Origin of the sequence: Nonomuraea sp. LPB2021202275-12-8, from assembly GCF_037044575.1 — a bacterium.
GTDB lineage: Bacteria > Actinomycetota > Actinomycetes > Streptosporangiales > Streptosporangiaceae > Nonomuraea.
Genome location: NZ_JBAHWD010000011.1, coordinates 82,474 through 99,260, shown reverse-complemented (window position 1 = coordinate 99,260; position 16,787 = coordinate 82,474). Strand labels below are relative to the sequence as shown.

The following is a 16,787-nucleotide window of genomic DNA, read 5'->3' as shown; positions in this document are numbered from 1 at the left end:
GGTAGGTTCGGCGGGCATGGGCCACATCCCGGACCGGTGGACGGGGCTGCTGGGCCTGGTGCCGTTCGCGCTCGGCGTCAAGGCGCTGGTCCAGGCCGTCCGTGACGGGGACTCCGGCGACGTCGCGGTGGTGGCCGGGGGAGCGCTGCCCGTGGCGGCGATCACCGTCGCCAACGGCGCGGACAACGTGGCGGTCTACACGCCGGTCTTCCGCACCATCGGCCCGGGCGCGAGCGTGCTGACGGTGGCCGTGTTCGCGGCCGGAGTCGCCCTGTGGTGCCTGGCCGGCGCCTGGCTCGGCTCCCACCGGTCCGCCTGCGCCTGCTGTCGATGATCGGCTCGCAGGCGGGCGGCGAGGCGTGCGTGTGCGATCTGACCGACGCCTTCGACCTGACGGCCCCCACGATCTCGCATCACCTGAAGGTGCTGCGTACCGCCGGCCTGATCGGCGGCGAGCGGCGCGGCACCTGGGTCTACTACTGGATCGTCCCCGAGCAGGTGGCCAGGCTGGGCGAGCTGTTCGCCCCGCCGACCGGCGAGCCGTCAAAGATCCCGTCGTAGCACGACGAAGGCGACGTCGTCCTCCCGCGACCCGAAGGCCTCCAGGATGCGGTCGCAGAACACCTCCAGGTCGTCCTCCACCGTCTCCGCCAGCTTCCTGGCCCGCTCCAGGCTTTCGTCCAGGAGCTCGTGCCGGTCCTCCACCAGCCCGTCGGTGAACAGCATGAGCGTGCCTCCGGGCGGCAGCTGCAGGCGGTCCACCTTGTACTCCTCGGCCGCCACGCCGAGCAGCAGGTTGCCCAGCCCGTGGTAGTGCCCCTCCGGGCCCGCCAGCAGCGGCGGGATGTGCCCGGCGTTGGCCAGCTCGATCTCGCCCGTCGCCGGATCCAGGAGCAGCATGCACACGGTGGCCGTCATGCCCGGGTGATAGCGGCGCAGGATCTTGTTCAGCAGGTCCATCGAGGCGGCCAGGTCCACGTGGTCGATCACCGAGGCACGCAGCGCGTGGCGCAGCTCGGCCATGATGGTCGCGGCGTGCAGAGAGTGGCCCATCACGTCGCCGATCGCCACCAGCACCCGGTCGCCGGTCGTGAGCACCTCGTAGAAGTCGCCGCCGACCTCGATGTTGTCCACCGCGGGCTGATAGCGCAGCCCCATCGTCAGACCGGGCACGTCGGGGACCCGAGAGGGCAGCAGGCTGCGCTGGAGGGTCAGTGAGATCGCGTGCTCCTCGGTGTAGGCGCGCAGCGCGTCGACCGCGAGCGCCAGCTCCTGGGCGAGCTGCAGCAGCAGGTTGCGCTCGTCGGCGTCCAGCTCCGGGGCGCCCTCCAAGCCGAGGAAGACGGGCGGCCTGCCCTTCTTGGTCCGGCACAGGACGCCGACGACCGGCTGGCTGATCATCGTATCGGGCAGCAGTTTGAGCCATTCGTCGACCGGCACGGTGAGGATCTCCGCTCCGGCGGCCTCACCCAGGACGAGCCGGCACAGCCGGTCCAGCAGGTTGGGGGCGACGCTCCTGCTCGTGGGAGACTCGCCGGGACGGGCGCGGTAGCGGCGCAGCCGGCCGTCGGCGGGCACCGCCAGCGCGCCGGAGTAACGGCCCATGATCTCGACCGTGCCGCCCACGGCCACGCTCAGCAGCCGCTCGAACGAGTCGGACCGGTTGATCTGCAGCGTCACCTCGGCGAGCTTGGCCAGCCGCTCGGCCATCACCTCCGCGCGCCGGCGCGCCCGCGAGTAACGCAGCGTCGCCTCGACCGTGGCGGCGAACTCGCTCGGCTCGATCGGCTCCGACAGGTAGGCGTCGGCGCCGCGCTCCAGCCCCTCGGTGCGATCGGCCACGGTGATGGCGTTGCCCGACACCTGGATCACCGGGATCGAGGCCGTGGCCGGGTTCGCCTTGATCAGCTCGCACACCTCGAAGCCGCCGATGTCGGGCAGCCGTACATCCAGCACCACCAGGTCGGGGCGCTGCTCGCCGAGGACGGCCAGTGCCTCGTCGCCGGAGGCCGCCTCGATGACCCGGTGACCCGCACGCCGCAACCAGCTCGACAGGATGTAACGCTTGGTGGGCGTGTCGTCCACCACCAGGACGCTGGCCGAGAAATCAGGCATGACCCGCTCCTGCCGCCTCGCGCACCGCCCGGAGGAGCTCCTCGCGTCGCAGCTCCGTCTTGGACAGCACGGGATGCCCCTCCGCCGCCTTGCCGGGCGCCACCGTCACCACGACCACCGCCACCTCCCGCAGGTTCTCATCCTCCGACATGAGCTGCAGCAGCGCATTACCGTCGAGACGCGGCATGAGCATGTCGAGCACGACGACGTCCGGGCGCCTGGCCCTCATCGATTCCAGAGCTTCGACCCCGTCGGCGGCCTCGTCCACCTGTCCGGCGAAGCCGTGCAGCATTCTGCGGGCCATGGCGCGGAAGCCCTCGTCGTCGTCGGCGATCAGCAGCCGCTCCACCTCGGGCCCGCCGCCGTGGTACGGCAGCCGCACGGTCGCGGTCGTGCCCTCACCGACGGTGCTGGCGAGCTCCAGCCGGCCGTCCAGCATCTGCGTGAGCCTGGCGGCGTACGGCAGGCCGATTCCGGTGCCCCTGCCCCGGGCCTGCGCGGGGTACGGAACCTGGAAGAACTCCTCGAACACCTGACCGAGATACTGCTCGGGGATGCCGATGCCGGTGTCGGCGACGGTGATGACCACCTGCTCGGCCGGCTCGTCCAGGTGGGCGCTCAGCCGCACCTCGCCCCGCTGGGTGAACTTCAGCGCGTTCGACAGCAGGTTGCGCAGGACGCGGGTGAGCATCTCCTCGTCGGTGTAGACCTCGGTGACCTCGTCGGCCACGTCGGTGTGCAGGGCCACCTCGCCGGTGGCCTGCATCGTCATGTGGAGCTGGTGCACGAGTCTGCCCAGGTCCACCGTCGACGGCCGGGGCTGCAGGCGGCCGGACTCGGCCTTGGCCATGTCGAGCAGCTCGCCGACCAGCGCGAGAAGCGTCTCGGCGGAGCCGCCGATGAGCCCCACCTGGTGCTCCTGCTCTTCGGTGAGCGGTTCGCCGCCCGGACCGACCATCAGCCTGACCAGGCCGATGATGGAGTTGAGCGGGGTGCGCAGCTCGTGGCTGACCGTGGTCCAGAACCGGCTGCGGGCCTCTGCCGCCTCGCGTAGCAGGCTGGACTTCTCGTCCAGCTCGGCGTAGAGCGCGACCACGCCCCTGTTGGTCTCCTCCAGCTCGCTGGAGAGCTGGTTGTACAGGGCCATCACGCCCGTGTTGGTCTCCTGGAGCTCGGAGTTGAGCCGCCGCACGTCCTCCAGGGTCGAGGCCAGCTCCTTGTTCTGCTCCCGCAGCTCCTCGATCGCGGTGATCGGAGCCAGCGTGGCCAGGCGCTCGCGGATGTCCTCGGCCGGCAGGCTCGGCAGGTAGGCGGGCAGCCGCTTGGTGATCCTGATCTGCCCTCGCGCGGCGTCGGCGGTGACCTCGTCCACCAGCCGGCCCGCCAGCGCCAGCCCGTCCCGGCCGCTCAGGTCGGCCGAGGCGGCGTGGTCGATGGTGATGACCAGGTCCCCGCCGTCCAGCCCGAAGACGACCGAGGCCCCGGTGGCGGCCACCTCCCTGCCGACCTCGCTCAGCGCGGTGGCGACCCGGACCTGGTCCTGCGCCTCCAGCCCGCTGAGCTCGGCGACCGCCCGGCCGAGGCGGCGCAGCGCGAAGACGTCCTGCTCCCTGGACAGGCGCATCCTGGCCAGCTCAACGGTCATGACCGGACCTCACGATCACCACGCAGGCGTCGTCCCTCCGGCTGCCCGCCTCGCGCAGCAGGGTGGCGGCGACGACGGCGGGGGAGCGGGCGAACAGGCCGGGCATGGTGGCCGGGTTCCAGCGGTCGGTCAGGCCGTCGGAGTGCAGCACCACGGTCGCCTGCTCGTCCAGCTCGTAGACGTACTGCCGCAGCCGCCGCCCGTGGTGCCCGGTGATGCCGGGCAACGAGATCATGCCCTGGCGCTTGTCGCCGTGGGCGATCCAGCCGGAGATGTTGCCGAGTCCGGCGTACGTCACGGAGCCCGTCGTGACGCGGGCGACCGCCGCCGCGCCGCCCCTGGTGTGGCCGAGACCGCGGTGCAGCCGGGCGAGGATCTCGGTCGGCTCGTCGTCCGGCGAGCTCAGGAACAGCTCGACCGCCTCCCGGGAGGCGGTGGCGGCGACCGGCCCGTGGCCCAGCCCGTCGCACACCATCACGGTGGTGGCCGGGCCGCTGGTGGCGATCGCGAATGCGTCGCCGGAGACCATCTCCTCGCCGATGGGGCGGGTCACGCCGCTGGCGGGCGGCAGGGACGGCAGGTCTCCGTCTGCGAACCGCATGACCAGCGTCGTCCCCTTGCCGGGAACCGAGTAGACGTCGTAATGGGAGGAGATGCGGGCGATCGCTCCCAGGCCGATGCCCAGCGTCCCGGAGGTGGAGTAGCCGTCACGCAGGGCACGCGCGACGTCGGGCATTCCCGGCCCTCTGTCGAGCGTGACCAGCTCGATCACGGACGGGGCGCCGGGGCAGGGCCGGACCACGGCCACCCCCTCCACGGCGTGCTTGACGAGATTGGAGACGGCCTCGGTGACCGCCACAGCGATCTGCCCCGTCCGGTCGGCTCCGAATCCGGACGCCTCGGCCAGCTCGGTGGCCAGCCTGCGCACGGCGCCGACCGCGCTGGGGTCCTCGGCGCGCACCCATACGTCTTCCCGGGTCTGCCTGACCGTACCCACCTACCTGGCCCACTTCGTCACGGTCACCGTCGTGCCCTCTCCCGGCACGGAGACCAGGTCGAACTCGTCGACCAGCCGCCGCGACCCGCTCAGTCCGAGTCCCAGGCCTCCTCCGGTGGTCCAGCCGTCGGTGAGGGCCTGCGCTATGTCGGGAATACCCGGGCCCTCGTCACGGAACTCGAGCCTCAGGCCGCGCCGGGGGGTGTTGTCGATGATCTCGATGCTGACCTGGCCCCCTCCGGCGTAGACCAGCGCGTTGCGGGCCAGCTCGCTCGCCGCGGTCACCACCTTCGTCTGGTCGATGAGGGAGAATCCCGACTCGACCGCCGCGGTCCGCACTCGCTGGCGGACCATGACGATGTCGGCGTTGCTGGCGATGGGCAGTTGCCCGCCGCCGGTCATCGCGGCGTGCTCCTGGCCAGGTCCAGCAGTGCCACGCCCTTTTCGAGGTTGAGCGCCGTACGCACGCCGCCGAGTGACAGGCCGAGCTCCACGAGGGTGATCGCCACGGCCGGCCGCATGCCGACGACGACGGTGTCGGCGTCGAGCAGCCGCGACATGTCGGCGATGGTGGCGAGCATCCTGCCGATGAAGGAGTCGACGATCTCCACTGCGGTGATGTCGATGATGACGCCCCGCGCGCCGGTGCTGACCACCTTGTCGGCCAGGTCCTCCTGCAGGGCGAGCACGCTCTGGTCCTCCAGGTCGACCTGGATGGAGATGATCAGGATGTCGCCGAGCTTCAGGATGGGGACGCGATCCATCACACGTCCTCCGTGCGCACCGCGACGCGGGTCTTCCTCGCCGCGCCGATCTCGATGCCGCTGCGACGCAGCGCGTAGGCCAGCGCGTCGGCCAGCGAGGCCTTGGTCACGATGTCGCCGAACTCGATGCCCAGGGTGACGATGGTGTAGGCGATCTGCGGGCGGATGCCGGAGATGACGCACTCGGCGCCCATCAGCCGGGCGGCGACCACGGTCTTCAGCAGATGCTGGGCGACCTGGGTGTCGACGGCGGAGACACCGGTGATGTCGATCACTGCGTGCTCGGCGTCGGTGTCGACGAGGGTCTGCAGCAGCTTCTCCATCACCACCTGGGTCCTGGCGGAGTCCAGTGTGCCGACCAGGGGCACCGCGACGATGCCCTCCCACAGCTTGACCACCGGGGTCGACAGCTCGAGGAGCTGCTCGGCCTGGTCCAGGATGATCTTCTCGCGGGCGGTGACGTAGCTCTCGAACGTGAACAGGCCCAGATCGTCGATCAGCCGCGAGAACCAGATGAACCCGCGCAGCGCCTCCGCGTTCCCGTCGGTCTCCACGGCCTCGTAGAGGGCCTCCTTGAGGCCGAACACCGCCCTGGCGGTGTCGGAGGGCGTATAGCCCTGCCGGGCGCGCGCCCGTGACAGCTCGGCGAGCACGCCCCGCACGTCGGTCAGGTCGTCGCCGCCCGTCTCCAGAGCGTCGCGCAGCGCCTGGTAGATCTCCCGGAGCTCGTCGATCGGCGCCTTGGCTATCGCGTGCCAGCGGGGCAGGATCTGCTCCTCGCCGGAGCGCAACAGCTCTTCGATACGTCGCCTGGCGACATCGGCATGGACGATCAAGGGTGACTCCTGGATGAAAGTGGATGGCGGCACTGCCGGGCATGGTAATGGCACGTGGGCTTGGGTAGTCAAAGATGTGCAATTCATCCCGGATTCATGCCGGATTTACCATATCTGATGTGTTCGCCGGGGTGCGCACGCCCTTTTCGGTCCAGGGCCGAAACCGTCGTAGAGGGAATTCCCACAACCACCGGCGGATAACTCTCAGAGGGCGCGGGCGGTGGTCCGGCGGGCCACGAGAGTGGGGGAGATGGAGATCCGCACCGACGCCGACCGGCCCGCGAGGCGTTCCAGCAGCAGCCGTGCGGCGGTGCGGCCCATGGTGCCGCCTGACTGGTCGACGCTCGTGAGCGAGATGTGAGCCAGGGCGGCGAGCCAGCTGTTGTCGTAACCCGCGACCGAAACGTCCCCCGGCACGGCCAGTCCGGCCTCGCTGAGGGCCGCGAGCGCGCCGATGGCGGCGAGGTCGGCGCCCGCGAAGATCGCGGTCGGTGGGTACGGGCGGCGCAGGAGTTCGGCGGCGGCCAGGTGGCCGCCCTGCTCGCTGTAGGTGGACCAGACGAGGTCGATGCCCTCGGTGAGGCCGCGCGCGCCCATGGCCCGCTCGTAGGCGGTCGCGCGCAGGGACTGCAGCAGGGTGGACGGGTGACCGCGGCTGCCGTCGCGATGCGCGATGTGCGCGATCCTGCGGTGCCCCAGCCCGGCCAGGTGCTCCACGACGAGCTCGGCCCCGGCCTCGTCGTCGTCGAAGACGGAGTCGTACGCCGCGGACCGGTCGTGGCGGCCCAGCACCACCACCGGCACGGTCGCCGCGATCACCTCCAGTTCGGCCGGCGAGGCGAGCGGGACGACGAGCACCAGACCGCCCACCGACTGGTCGATCAGCGCGTGCACGGCCCGGGACTCGGTCTCCGGCTCCCTGCCCGCCTGGCCGATCACGAGCTGGTAGCCGGTGCCGCCGACGCCCTCGGCGATGCCGTCGACGAGGTCGGGGAAGAACGGATTGCGCAGGTCGGGCAGCAGCACGCCGAGCGTGGAGGTGTGGCCTCGCAGCGCCCGGGCGGCCACGTGCGGGCGGTAGCCGAGCTCCTCGATGGCGGCCCTGACCCGCGTCCGCATCGCCGGGCTCACGCCGTAGGCGTCGCGCAGCACCTTGGACACCGCCGAGGTCGAGACCTGCGCGTGCCGCGCCACGTCGGCGATGGTCACCCGGGGGTGCATCCGGCCTCCTGTAGAACGAACCACACATAAGGCCCGCACAGAGCTCTTGACATGCCTCGGAGCTGGCGGATAGCAATGGATAACGTTACACGAAGCATCGCAGAGTCCACCCGTCACCTCCAGGACCCGAAACCGCCGTTCCCGTTGTTCGGGCCGCCCGCCGAATACGCGCATGGGCGGGCCTTTCGCATGCGGCATTTCTTTCTGCCGATCCCGTCGAATTGTTATCGAAACAAGGGCTTGACGCTTATGAAGCGCGAAGTTTACGTTAGCGGCATGCAGGGGGATTGAATCGATTTAAATAACCATGCGTAATTCCCTGGAGGGCGCCATGAAGGCTGCTCATCTCAAGCTGGGGGCTGCCGCCGCCGTCGCGATCATGTTCATGACCTCGTGCGGATCGTCCGAACCCAGCGCCAAGGACAGCACCGTCACCCTGTCCTTGCTCATTGACAACGCGGAGGCCACGGTCGCCGCCGCGAAATCGGTCGTGCAGGCCTTCGAAGCCGCCAACCCCACGATAAAGATCGAGACCGAGACCCGCCCGGGCGGCACCGAAGGCGACAACATCGTCAAAACGCGATTGTCCACCGGCGATATGTCCGACGTTTTCTGGTACAACTCCGGTTCGCTCATTCAGGCGCTCAATCCCGGCCAGAGCATGGTCGACCTCACCGGCGACCCCGTCCTGGCCCAGGTGCCCAAGTCGTACCTGCCCGTGGTGACGCAGGCGGGCAAGGTCTACGGCGTCCCGCAGGGCACGGCCGCCGGCGGCGGCATCCTCTACAACAGGAAGATCTACGCGGACCTGCGACTGCAGCCGCCGAAGACCTGGGCCGAGTTCACGGCGAACAACGACAAGATCAAGGCCGCCGGGCTCGCACCGGTGATCTCCACGTTCAAGGAGACCTGGACCTCGCAACTCTTCGTCCTGGGCGACTTCTACAACGTGCAGACCGCGGTCCCGTCCTTCGCCGCCGACTACACCGCCAACAAGGCCAAGTACGCCACCACACCCGCGGCGACGGCCGGCTTCCAGCGGCTCGCCGAGGTGCACGCCAAGGGCTACCTCAACAAGGGGTTCGGCTCGGCCAAGCTGGACGACGGCCTGAAGCTGCTGGCCGAGGGCAAGGGCGCGCACTACCCGATGCTCACCTTCGTGCTGCCGGCCCTCATCGAGAAGTACCCGTCCGTCAAGACCGACATCGGCTTCTTCGGCATCCCGGGCGACGACGCCGCCAAGCACGGCGCGACCATCTGGGAGCCGGGCGCCGCCTACATCCCCAAGAGCAGCGAGAACGTGGAGGCGGCCAAGAAGTTCCTCGCCTTCATCGCCTCCCCGGCGGGCACCGACGCCTACACCAAGGGCGTCGCCCCGACCGGCCCGTACCGGATCGAGGGGACCAGCCTGCCGGCCGACGTCATGCAGGTGGCCAAGGACCTCGGCGCCTACATCGACAGCGGCGCCTCCGCGCCCGCACTGGAGTTCGTCTCGCCCGTGAAGGGCCCCTCCCTGGAGCAGATCACCGTCGCGGTCGGCTCCGGTCTCACGGCCGCCGCCGAGGGCGCCGCCCAGTACGACAAGGATGTGGAGAAGCAGGCCAAACAGCTCGGGCTGGCCGGATGGTGACCACCTCGCGCTCGCGCCGGACGCCCGAGAGGGCGTCCGGCCCGCGGGAGCCGGGCCACGGCAGGCGCCGGCCCGCGAACCGCACCGCCTACCCGTACGCCTTCTACCTGCCCGCCGGGATCGTCTACACGGTCATCTTCGTGGTGCCGACGGTGATGGCGTTCTACTTCGCGCTGACCCGGTGGACGCTGTTCGACAGCACCTTCGTCGGCCTGCAGAACTTCGCCGACTTCTTCGCCGAGCAGAACCTGCGCATCGGCTTCCAGAACACGCTGATCTACGCCGTCGTCACCAGCGGGCTGAAGGTCGTGTTCGGCCTCCTGCTCGGCGTGCTGCTCACCTCCCGGCTGCGCCTGCGGGGCTTCCTCCGCTCGGTCGTCTTCTTCCCCGTGCTGGTCAGCACCGTCGCCGTGGGCATCACCTTCAGCGTGCTGCTCCGCCCGGACACCGGCCTCGTCAACAAGACCCTCGCGCTGGTCGGCATCTCCGGCCCGGACTGGCTCGGCGACGCCACGACCGCGCTGCTGTCGGTCGCGCTGGTCGACGTCTGGAAGGGCGTCGGCCTGGCCACCGTCATCTACATCGCCGGCATCCTGTCCATCTCGCCGGACTACTACCAGGCCGTGGCGGTGGACGGCGGCGGTCCCTGGCATCGCTTCCGCCACGTGACGCTCCCGCTGAGCTGGCCCGCCACCTACTCGGTGATCATCCTGTCGTTCATCGGCGGGCTGCGCTCCTTCGACCTCATCTGGACCATGACCCGCGGCGGCCCCGGCTTCACCAGCGACGTCATCGCCTCGATCATCTACAAGCAGTATCAGGCGGGCTTCTACGGCCTGGCCACCGCCGGGAACGTGATCCTCTTCATCGCCGTCACGGTGATCGTCGTGCCCCTGATCCGCCTGCTCGACCGCCGGGAGACCTACTCGTGAAGACCGCGCGCAAGCTGGGCGCCGAGGCCACCGCCCTCATCGTGGCCACGGTCGTCTTCCTGGTGCCGTTCTCGTTCATGCTGCTCACCGCGGTCAAGGACGAGACGCAGGCGGCCGACCTGGACTTCGCCTGGCCGGCGAACTGGCCCATCGTGCGCAACCTGGTCGAGGTCGCCTCCACCCGCGACTACATCCTGCTCACCGCGTACGTGAACAGCATCATCCTCACCGTCGCCTCGGTGGCGCTGATCGTGGTGTTCGCCTCGATGGCCGCGTTCGTGCTGCAGCGCAGGCCCGGCCGGATGGCCTCCACCGTCCACCTCCTGGTGCTGTCCGGCCTGATCATCCCGCCGGCGATCGTGCCCACCATCTGGGTGCTGCAGAGTATCGGGCTGTTCAAGACGCTGCCCGGCCTCATCCTGGTGGAGGTCGCCTTCAGCCTGTCGTTCGCCATGCTCCTCTACCGGGCCTTCATCGCCGCCATCCCGCGCCAGCTCGACGAGGCCGCGATGATCGACGGCTGCACGGGGATCGCGCTCTTCTTCCGGGTGATCTTCCCGCTGATGCGGCCGGTGACCATCACCGTGATCCTCACCACCTCCGTCGCCATCTTCAACGACTTCGTCAACCCGCTCTACTTCCTGCCCGGCGACGAGAACGCCACCGTCCAGCTCACCCTCTACAACTTCCAGAGCCAGTTCAGCACCCAGTGGAACCTGCTGTTCATGGACATCGTGCTCATCACGATCCCGCCGCTGCTGGCCTTCGTCTTCTTCAACCGCAAGATCGTCGCCGGGATGACCGCCGGCGCCATCAAGGGCTGACCCACGTCGCGAGGAGCACCATGACCCAGGCGGCCGGCGTCCATGTGGACGCCCCCCGTTTCGAGCACCACAGGCGGCCGTCCGGCATCGGGGAGTCCAGGCCCCGCCTGTCCTGGACCGTCACCACCGACCGCCCGTCCTGGCGGCAGAGCGCCTACGAAGTGGAGATCCGCGGCGACACGGGCAGCACGCTCGCCGCCGTGTCCCACCTGGTGCGCTCCGGCGAGTCGAACCTGGTGCCGTGGCCGGGGGAGGAGCTCGGCTCCGGCGAGAGCCGCGCCGTTCGCGTGCGCGTGCACGGAGCCGACGGCTCGGTGAGCGGCTGGAGCCCCTGGTCGCCCGTCGAGACGGGGCTGCTGTCGCCGGACCGGTGGCGCGCCGAGGCCGCCGCGCCGCCGCCGGCACTGCTCGGCGAGCCGGACGGCCCCGCGCCGCTGCTGCGGCGCGGCTTCGAGCTGCGCGGGGCTCCCGTACGGGCCCGCCTGTACGTCACCGCGCACGGCCTGTACGAGGTCGAGATCAACGGCCAGGTCGTCGGCGACGAGGTCCTCGCCCCCGGCTGGACCAGCTACCACCACCGGCTGCGTTACCGCACCCACGACGTCACCTCGCTGCTGCGCCCCGGCGCCAACGCCATCGGCGCCACCCTGGCCGACGGCTGGTACCGCGGCCGCCTCGGCTTCGCCGGAGGCAGGGTCCGCACGTACGGCACGCGGACGGCGCTGATCGCCCAGCTCGAGGTGACCTACGCCGACGGCACCGCCGAAACGCTGACCACGGACGGCTCGTGGCGCAGCGCGCCAGGGCCGGTGACCGCGACCGGCCTGTACGACGGCGAGAAGCATGACGCCCGCCTGCTGCCGGACGGCTGGTCGTCGCCGGGTTTCGACGAGTCCGGGTGGCTCCCGGTGGACGTCCTCGACCACGACCCGGCCCTGCTCGTCGCCCCCGACGGCCCGCCCGTACGCCGCGTGGAGACGCTCGCCCCGGTCCGGACGCTGACGGGCCCGTCCGGCGAGACCATCCTCGACTTCGGCCAGAACATCTCCGGCCGCCTGCGCATCCGCGTCCACGGCCCCGCCGGGCACACCGTCTCCCTCCGCCACGCAGAGGTGCTCGAAGACGGCGCGCTGTCGCTGCGGCCGCTGCGCGGCGCCGACGCGCTGGACACCTACACCCTGCGCGGCGGCGGCGTGGAGGAGTGGGAGCCGCGCTTCACCATCCACGGTTTCCGCTACGCCGAGGTGACCGGCTGGCCGGGGGAGCTGCCGCCGGACGGCGTGGTGGCGGTCGTCTGCCACACCGACATGCGCCGCACCGGCTGGTTCTCCTGCTCCGACCCGCTGCTTGAACGGCTGCACGACAACGTCGTGTGGAGCATGCGCGGCAACTTCGTCGACCTCCCCACCGACTGCCCGCAGCGCGACGAGCGGCTCGGCTGGACCGGCGACATCCAGGTGTTCGCCCCGGCCGCGTCCTTCCTCTACGACTGCGCGGGCACGCTGGCGTCCTGGCTGCGCGACCTGGCCGCCGAGCAGGCCGAGCTCGGCGCGGTGCCGCACTACGTGCCGTGGGTGCAGGTCCTGTTCCCCACGGTGCCCACGGCCGCCTGGGGAGACGCGGCGGTGCTCGTGCCCTGGACCCTCTATCAGCGCTTCGGCGACCTGGAGCGGCTGCGGACGCAGTATCCGAGCATGAAGGCGTGGGTCGACCTGATCGCCGCTCTGGCCGGCGAGGACCACCTGTGGGACGAGGGCTTCCAGTTCGGCGACTGGCTCGACCCGGCCGCGCCGCCGGACGCGCCCGCCAAGGCCCGCACCGACCCGTACCTGATCGCCACCGCCTACCACGCCCACACGGCGTCCATCCTGGCCCAGGCGGCCGAGCTGCTCGGCCACGAGGCCGACGCCGGGCACTACGCCGGGTTGGCGGCCTCGGTGCGCGAGGCGTTCCGCGGCGAGTTCGTCACCGCCTCCGGGCGCCTGGCCAGCGACAGCCAGACGGCCTACGCCGTGGCCCTGCGGATGGACCTCCTGGACGCGGCCCAGCGCGAACGCGCCGGCCGCCGCCTGGTCGAGCTGGTCGTCCAGGAGGACCACCGGATCGGCACCGGCTTCGTCGGCACCCCGCTCATCTGCGACGCCCTGGCCTCCGTCGGTGCCCACGACACCGCCTACCACCTGCTGTCGCAGCGGGAGTGCCCGTCGTGGCTGTACCCGGTGACCATGGGGGCCACGACCATCTGGGAGCGCTGGGACAGCCTGCTGCCGGACGGCTCCGTCAACCCGGGGGACATGACGTCCTTCAACCACTACGCGCTCGGCGCGGTGGCCGACTTCCTGCACCGCACCGTCGCCGGCCTCGCCCCCGCGGCCGACGGCTACCGCCGCCTGCGCGTCGCCCCCCGCCCCGGCGGCGGCCTCACCCACGCCTCCGCGGAGCACGACACCCCGTACGGCCGGGCGTCGGTCTCCTGGACCCGCGCGGCCGGCCTCCTCACGGTCACCGCGACGGTACCGCCGGGCACGGCGGCCGAGGTGGACCTGACGGGTGTGCCGCCGGGCCGGGCGACCGACGGGCCGGGTCCCGAGGCGGTGCTCCCAGAATCGGGCCCGCCCACCCCCATCCGGGTCGCGAGCGGGCCATTCGAGGTCGGGCCGGGCACGCACACTTTCACGTGCCCGGTGCGCGATGCCCAGGACGACCCGCCCATCCCGATGCCGCCCAGCCCGTTCCCCATCCCGGAGGAGGACCATCTGGTGGCGGCCGACTGAGCGCAGGGGGTTCCTCCCGGGGGCACTCGCCGGGAGGGCCTCTCGGACCTCGCGGAGCCCGCCTTTCCAGTCACAGCGCCCAGTCTCGCCCGTGCCCACCTCGGCGCGGACCGGCGCGGCGCGGACCGGCTTGCGGCGGACAGGTCGGCCTCGGTTGTGGCTGGGGCGAGGGGCGGGCGGCGGCAGGGGCTGCTCGCCTCGGTAGCCGGGGACCGGTTCGCTGGTGAAGCGCGGCTGACCTTCGCCTGGACCGGTTGTGCCGGGTGCGTCCTGGGCCGGGGCCGCGTCCGGGGATGCCCTTCGGTCGCCGGCTGGGTTCAGGGGACGAGTTTCAGTTGTGGGCGTTGGTGGGTGAGGCCGATGAGTTCTCTGACGCGGGTGATGGGCCAGGCCAGCTCGTCGGCCAGCGTCGCGGCGGTCAGGTCGGCCTCGGCTGTGGCCAGGTCGAAGGCGCGGGCGAGCAGCACGGGCTGCTCGCCCGGGTAGCCGGAGACCGGCTCGTTGGTGAACCCCGGCTGCTCGCGCAAGGTCTTGAGGCGCTGGTAGGCGCGGCCGGCGGCGGAGTCGGACAACAGCCCGGTCTCCCGGCAGCGGTACAGCAGCGAGTCGACGGACACCCCCCAGACCTCCCGCAGCTCCGCCAGCCTGCGCAGGTCGGCCCGCAGCGGCAGGTGCGGCACGATGCTGTCGCGCGGTGTCAGGAACTCGGCGGCGAACGCGTCCGCCTCGCGCTCCTGCTGGCTGTCGCCCGCGGCCGTGTCGCCGTGCAGGACGAGATGGCCCAGCTCGTGGGCCGCGGTGAAGCGGTGGCGGTAGATGTCGTCGAACCTGTTGGGCGTCAGCACCACGATGGGCCGCGGCATGCTGGAGGTGGAGAAGGCGTCCACGGTGACGGCGTCGGGGTCGTGGCGGGGGAAGGCGACGACGATCCCCCTGGCCTCCATGTGCCGGACCAGATGGCTGATCGGCCCGGTGCCCAGCCCCCAGTGGGCGCGCAGCCCCCGGGCCGCTCCCGCGGGGTCGCCGGGCAGCGCGGAGTGCACCTCCCCGCCGGCGAAGCCGGGCAGGTCCACGGCGGGCAGCCGCACCCGCTTCTCCAGCGCGTGGGCCAGCTCCCACACCTGCTCGACGAACGCCACCGCCTTGGCCCGCTGGTAGGCGCGGGTGGAGCGCAGGCTGCGGAAGTGCGCCATCGACCCGTCCAGCTTGCCGTGCGGCCGGCCCGGCAGGAAGAACGCCATCGGCACGGCGAGCACCGCCGCGAGCGGCGGGATCAGGTCGGGCCGGGGCCGCGTCATCCCGGCCTCGTACTGGCCGACCGCGGCGGGGGACACCCCGATGCGCTCGGCCACCTCCTTCTTGGTCAGCGCGGCGAGGTGGCGGGCCTGGGTGAGGCGGGTGGGATCGAAGGCGTCGGAGACGGCCTGCGGGGTGAGAGCCCGTCGAGCGTCATGCATCGCGGGCGGCGTCCGGGAAGAGCGGGATCGCCTCGGCCGCGGGCGGGCGCACGCGCTCCAGCGGCGAGCGCGCGTCGATCCGCGGGGTGGGCATGACACCTTGGTCGAACCTGCCGGGACCCGCCGCGGCCGGGCTGTGCGCGAGCTGCGCGGTGCCGGCCACCAGCGGGATCTGCTCGCAGTGGTGCCAGCGCAGGCTGCCCGACCTGTCGAGCAGCTCGGCCTCGCCCCACCAGGCGTCGAGCAGCCCGGCCTGGGCGTTGCAGGAATAGGCGACGAGCACGAGCCTGGTCGTCTCCGGCAGGCTGCCCAGCGCCTCGGCGATCGGCACGGCGTGCGGGGCGACGTCGCCCAGGGCCAGCTGCTCCACCACGGGCTCCGGCCCGAACCGGTCGAACAGCGCCTGCACCAGTGCGGACGGCCTGCCCTCACCGATCCGCGCGGCGGCGACGCTCACCGACCGGTCCCTGCCATAGCGGAACGGGAACAGCAGGTTGTCGCCGACCACGACGAGCTCGTGCTGCGAACCGGCGGGCTTGACGACCAGGACGTCGCCCAGATCCTCGAACACCTTGGCCAGCGCCTCGAACTTGCGCGACATCAGCGTGAACCCGAACGGGTGCAGGTGATCGGTGCCCGCCACCTTCTGGGCGTCCTGGGCATTGGCCAGCGCCCGCGACAGCGCCTCCACGACACCCTCGCGGATCAGCGGAGCGCGAACCCCGAACCTGTCATGAGCCCATTTGGACAGCACCGGCCACCTCCGCCGCTTCAGTTTCCGACATCATAGTCCCGCCACCACTTCATCCGAGCGCTGGTTCGCCTCGGCGAGTCGCGGCATCCTGCCGATTGTCGCGGTGCGGTCCGACAGTTTCCGGCTCGCGGCCGGTGGGGCTAGGCGAACGGCTGGGCCATCTGGTCGAGCGTCTCGTCGATGACATCGAGCAGCGGGCGCACCGTCTGCTCCTCGATCCACAGGTGCGTGGCGATGCGCAGGGAGGACAGGAAGGCGGCCGCCATCACCCGGGGCTGGACGGGGCTGTGGCGTTCGGCGACGGCCTGGGCCAGCTCGCGTTCGAGCACCGCGTGGTTGGCGAGCTGCCTGGCCAGCAGTGCGGGGTGCTTCTTGGCCAGGCGGGTGCGTACGGCCCAATCCCGCTCCGGCGTGCCCACCTGGCCGTACAGGTCGTGGACCGCCCGGCGCAGCGCGCGCCAGGCCGGCTCGGCCGGAGGCTGGGCGCGGACCCGCTCCACCAGGGTGCGGATGCGGTGCTCCTCGCCGTACAGGAGGGCGTCCTCCTTGCCCGCGAAGTAGTTGGAGAAGGTGCGGCGGGAGATGTTGGCCGCGTCGGCGATGGCCTCGACGGTGACGGCGTCGAAACCGTGCTCGACCACGAGCTGCAGGGCCGCCTCGTGCACGGCCTGCCGGGTCTCCGCCTTCTTGCGTTCGCGCAGTCCGACCGTGGTGTCCATAGTCCGGCCACTCTACCCGCTGTGCAAATATGCCCAGTGCGCAAAGTTTCCCAGTGGGCATGTAGGGTGTCCTGTCGTGATGGAAACCCCTCAGACCAGGGCAAGCTTGAGCGAGCCCC

The 16,787-nt window shown here is 71.1% G+C and carries 15 protein-coding genes and 1 pseudogene; 6 read left to right on the top strand and 10 right to left on the bottom strand.

The genetic code is table 11. From position 1 onward, the window contains the following. Window positions 1-16 precede the first annotated feature (16 nt). Window positions 17-334, top strand: a complete 318-nt coding sequence (locus tag V5E28_RS21850; protein WP_336208862.1) for a cadmium resistance transporter — start codon at window positions 17-19, stop codon at window positions 332-334. Continuing rightward, a pseudogene (locus V5E28_RS21845) lies at window positions 307-561 on the top strand (ArsR/SmtB family transcription factor); the annotation flags it as partial. The gene V5E28_RS21850 and the pseudogene V5E28_RS21845, both read left to right, overlap by 28 nt. On the opposite strand, the gene V5E28_RS21840 reads toward V5E28_RS21845, so the two are convergent. From V5E28_RS21840 to V5E28_RS21810, 7 genes are all read right to left on the bottom strand, one after another. Next, window positions 544-2,115 (bottom strand): fused response regulator/phosphatase, encoded by a 1,572-nt coding sequence (locus V5E28_RS21840; RefSeq protein WP_336208861.1) that lies wholly within the window; start codon window positions 2,113-2,115, stop codon window positions 544-546. The pseudogene V5E28_RS21845 and the gene V5E28_RS21840 overlap by 18 nt on opposite strands. After that, the gene (locus V5E28_RS21835) at window positions 2,108-3,760 is read right to left on the bottom strand and encodes an ATP-binding response regulator (RefSeq protein WP_336208860.1); all 1,653 of its coding nucleotides are present in this window, start codon (window positions 3,758-3,760) and stop codon (window positions 2,108-2,110) included. Before V5E28_RS21835 ends, V5E28_RS21840 begins: the two co-directional genes overlap by 8 nt. Further along, window positions 3,750-4,721 carry an ATP-binding SpoIIE family protein phosphatase gene (locus V5E28_RS21830; protein ID WP_336208859.1) on the bottom strand — a complete coding sequence of 324 codons (972 nt, stop codon included), beginning with the start codon at window positions 4,719-4,721 and terminating at the stop codon, window positions 3,750-3,752. The genes V5E28_RS21835 and V5E28_RS21830 overlap by 11 nt, the downstream gene beginning before the upstream one ends. A 36-nt stretch (window positions 4,722-4,757) precedes the next feature. Beyond that, window positions 4,758-5,159, bottom strand: a complete 402-nt coding sequence (locus tag V5E28_RS21825; RefSeq protein WP_336208858.1) for an anti-sigma regulatory factor — start codon at window positions 5,157-5,159, stop codon at window positions 4,758-4,760. Then, window positions 5,156-5,521, bottom strand: a complete 366-nt coding sequence (locus tag V5E28_RS21820) for an STAS domain-containing protein (protein ID WP_336208857.1) — start codon at window positions 5,519-5,521, stop codon at window positions 5,156-5,158. The genes V5E28_RS21825 and V5E28_RS21820 overlap by 4 nt, the downstream gene beginning before the upstream one ends. Then, window positions 5,521-6,357 carry an STAS domain-containing protein gene (locus tag V5E28_RS21815; protein ID WP_336208856.1) on the bottom strand — a complete coding sequence of 279 codons (837 nt, stop codon included), beginning with the start codon at window positions 6,355-6,357 and terminating at the stop codon, window positions 5,521-5,523. Before V5E28_RS21815 ends, V5E28_RS21820 begins: the two co-directional genes overlap by 1 nt. A gap of 204 nt (window positions 6,358-6,561) precedes the next feature. Next, window positions 6,562-7,578 carry a LacI family DNA-binding transcriptional regulator gene (locus tag V5E28_RS21810; protein ID WP_336208855.1) on the bottom strand — a complete coding sequence of 339 codons (1,017 nt, stop codon included), beginning with the start codon at window positions 7,576-7,578 and terminating at the stop codon, window positions 6,562-6,564. Window positions 7,579-7,909: 331 nt separating this feature from the next. Between V5E28_RS21810 and V5E28_RS21805 the strand changes: the two genes are divergently transcribed. From V5E28_RS21805 to V5E28_RS21790, 4 genes are read left to right on the top strand one after another with little or no spacing between them, the layout of a single operon-like run. Beyond that, window positions 7,910-9,208 (top strand): ABC transporter substrate-binding protein, encoded by a 1,299-nt coding sequence (locus V5E28_RS21805; RefSeq protein WP_336208854.1) that lies wholly within the window; start codon window positions 7,910-7,912, stop codon window positions 9,206-9,208. Then, complete coding sequence (locus V5E28_RS21800) at window positions 9,202-10,140, top strand: carbohydrate ABC transporter permease (protein ID WP_336208852.1); 939 nt, start codon at window positions 9,202-9,204, stop codon at window positions 10,138-10,140. The genes V5E28_RS21805 and V5E28_RS21800 overlap by 7 nt, the downstream gene beginning before the upstream one ends. Beyond that, a complete protein-coding gene (locus V5E28_RS21795) occupies window positions 10,137-10,964 on the top strand; it encodes a carbohydrate ABC transporter permease (RefSeq protein WP_336208851.1) in 828 nt (275 codons plus the stop codon). The genes V5E28_RS21800 and V5E28_RS21795 overlap by 4 nt, the downstream gene beginning before the upstream one ends. Window positions 10,965-10,984: 20 nt before the next feature. Further along, window positions 10,985-13,738, top strand: a complete 2,754-nt coding sequence (locus tag V5E28_RS21790; protein WP_336208850.1) for a family 78 glycoside hydrolase catalytic domain — start codon at window positions 10,985-10,987, stop codon at window positions 13,736-13,738. Window positions 13,739-14,055: 317 nt separating this feature from the next. On the opposite strand, the gene V5E28_RS21785 is transcribed toward V5E28_RS21790, so the two are convergent. The 3 genes from V5E28_RS21785 to V5E28_RS21775 all read right to left on the bottom strand — a co-directional run bounded on the left by V5E28_RS21785 (window position 14,056) and on the right by V5E28_RS21775 (window position 16,668). Next, window positions 14,056-15,195, bottom strand: coding sequence for a helix-turn-helix domain-containing protein (locus tag V5E28_RS21785; protein ID WP_336208849.1), 1,140 nt, complete (start codon window positions 15,193-15,195; stop codon window positions 14,056-14,058). After that, window positions 15,188-15,949 (bottom strand): hypothetical protein, encoded by a 762-nt coding sequence (locus tag V5E28_RS21780; protein ID WP_336208847.1) that lies wholly within the window; start codon window positions 15,947-15,949, stop codon window positions 15,188-15,190. The genes V5E28_RS21785 and V5E28_RS21780 overlap by 8 nt, the downstream gene beginning before the upstream one ends. 140 nt (window positions 15,950-16,089) lie before the next feature. Further along, window positions 16,090-16,668, bottom strand: a complete 579-nt coding sequence (locus V5E28_RS21775; RefSeq protein ID WP_336208846.1) for a TetR/AcrR family transcriptional regulator — start codon at window positions 16,666-16,668, stop codon at window positions 16,090-16,092. Between the last annotated feature and the right edge of the window lie 119 nt (window positions 16,669-16,787).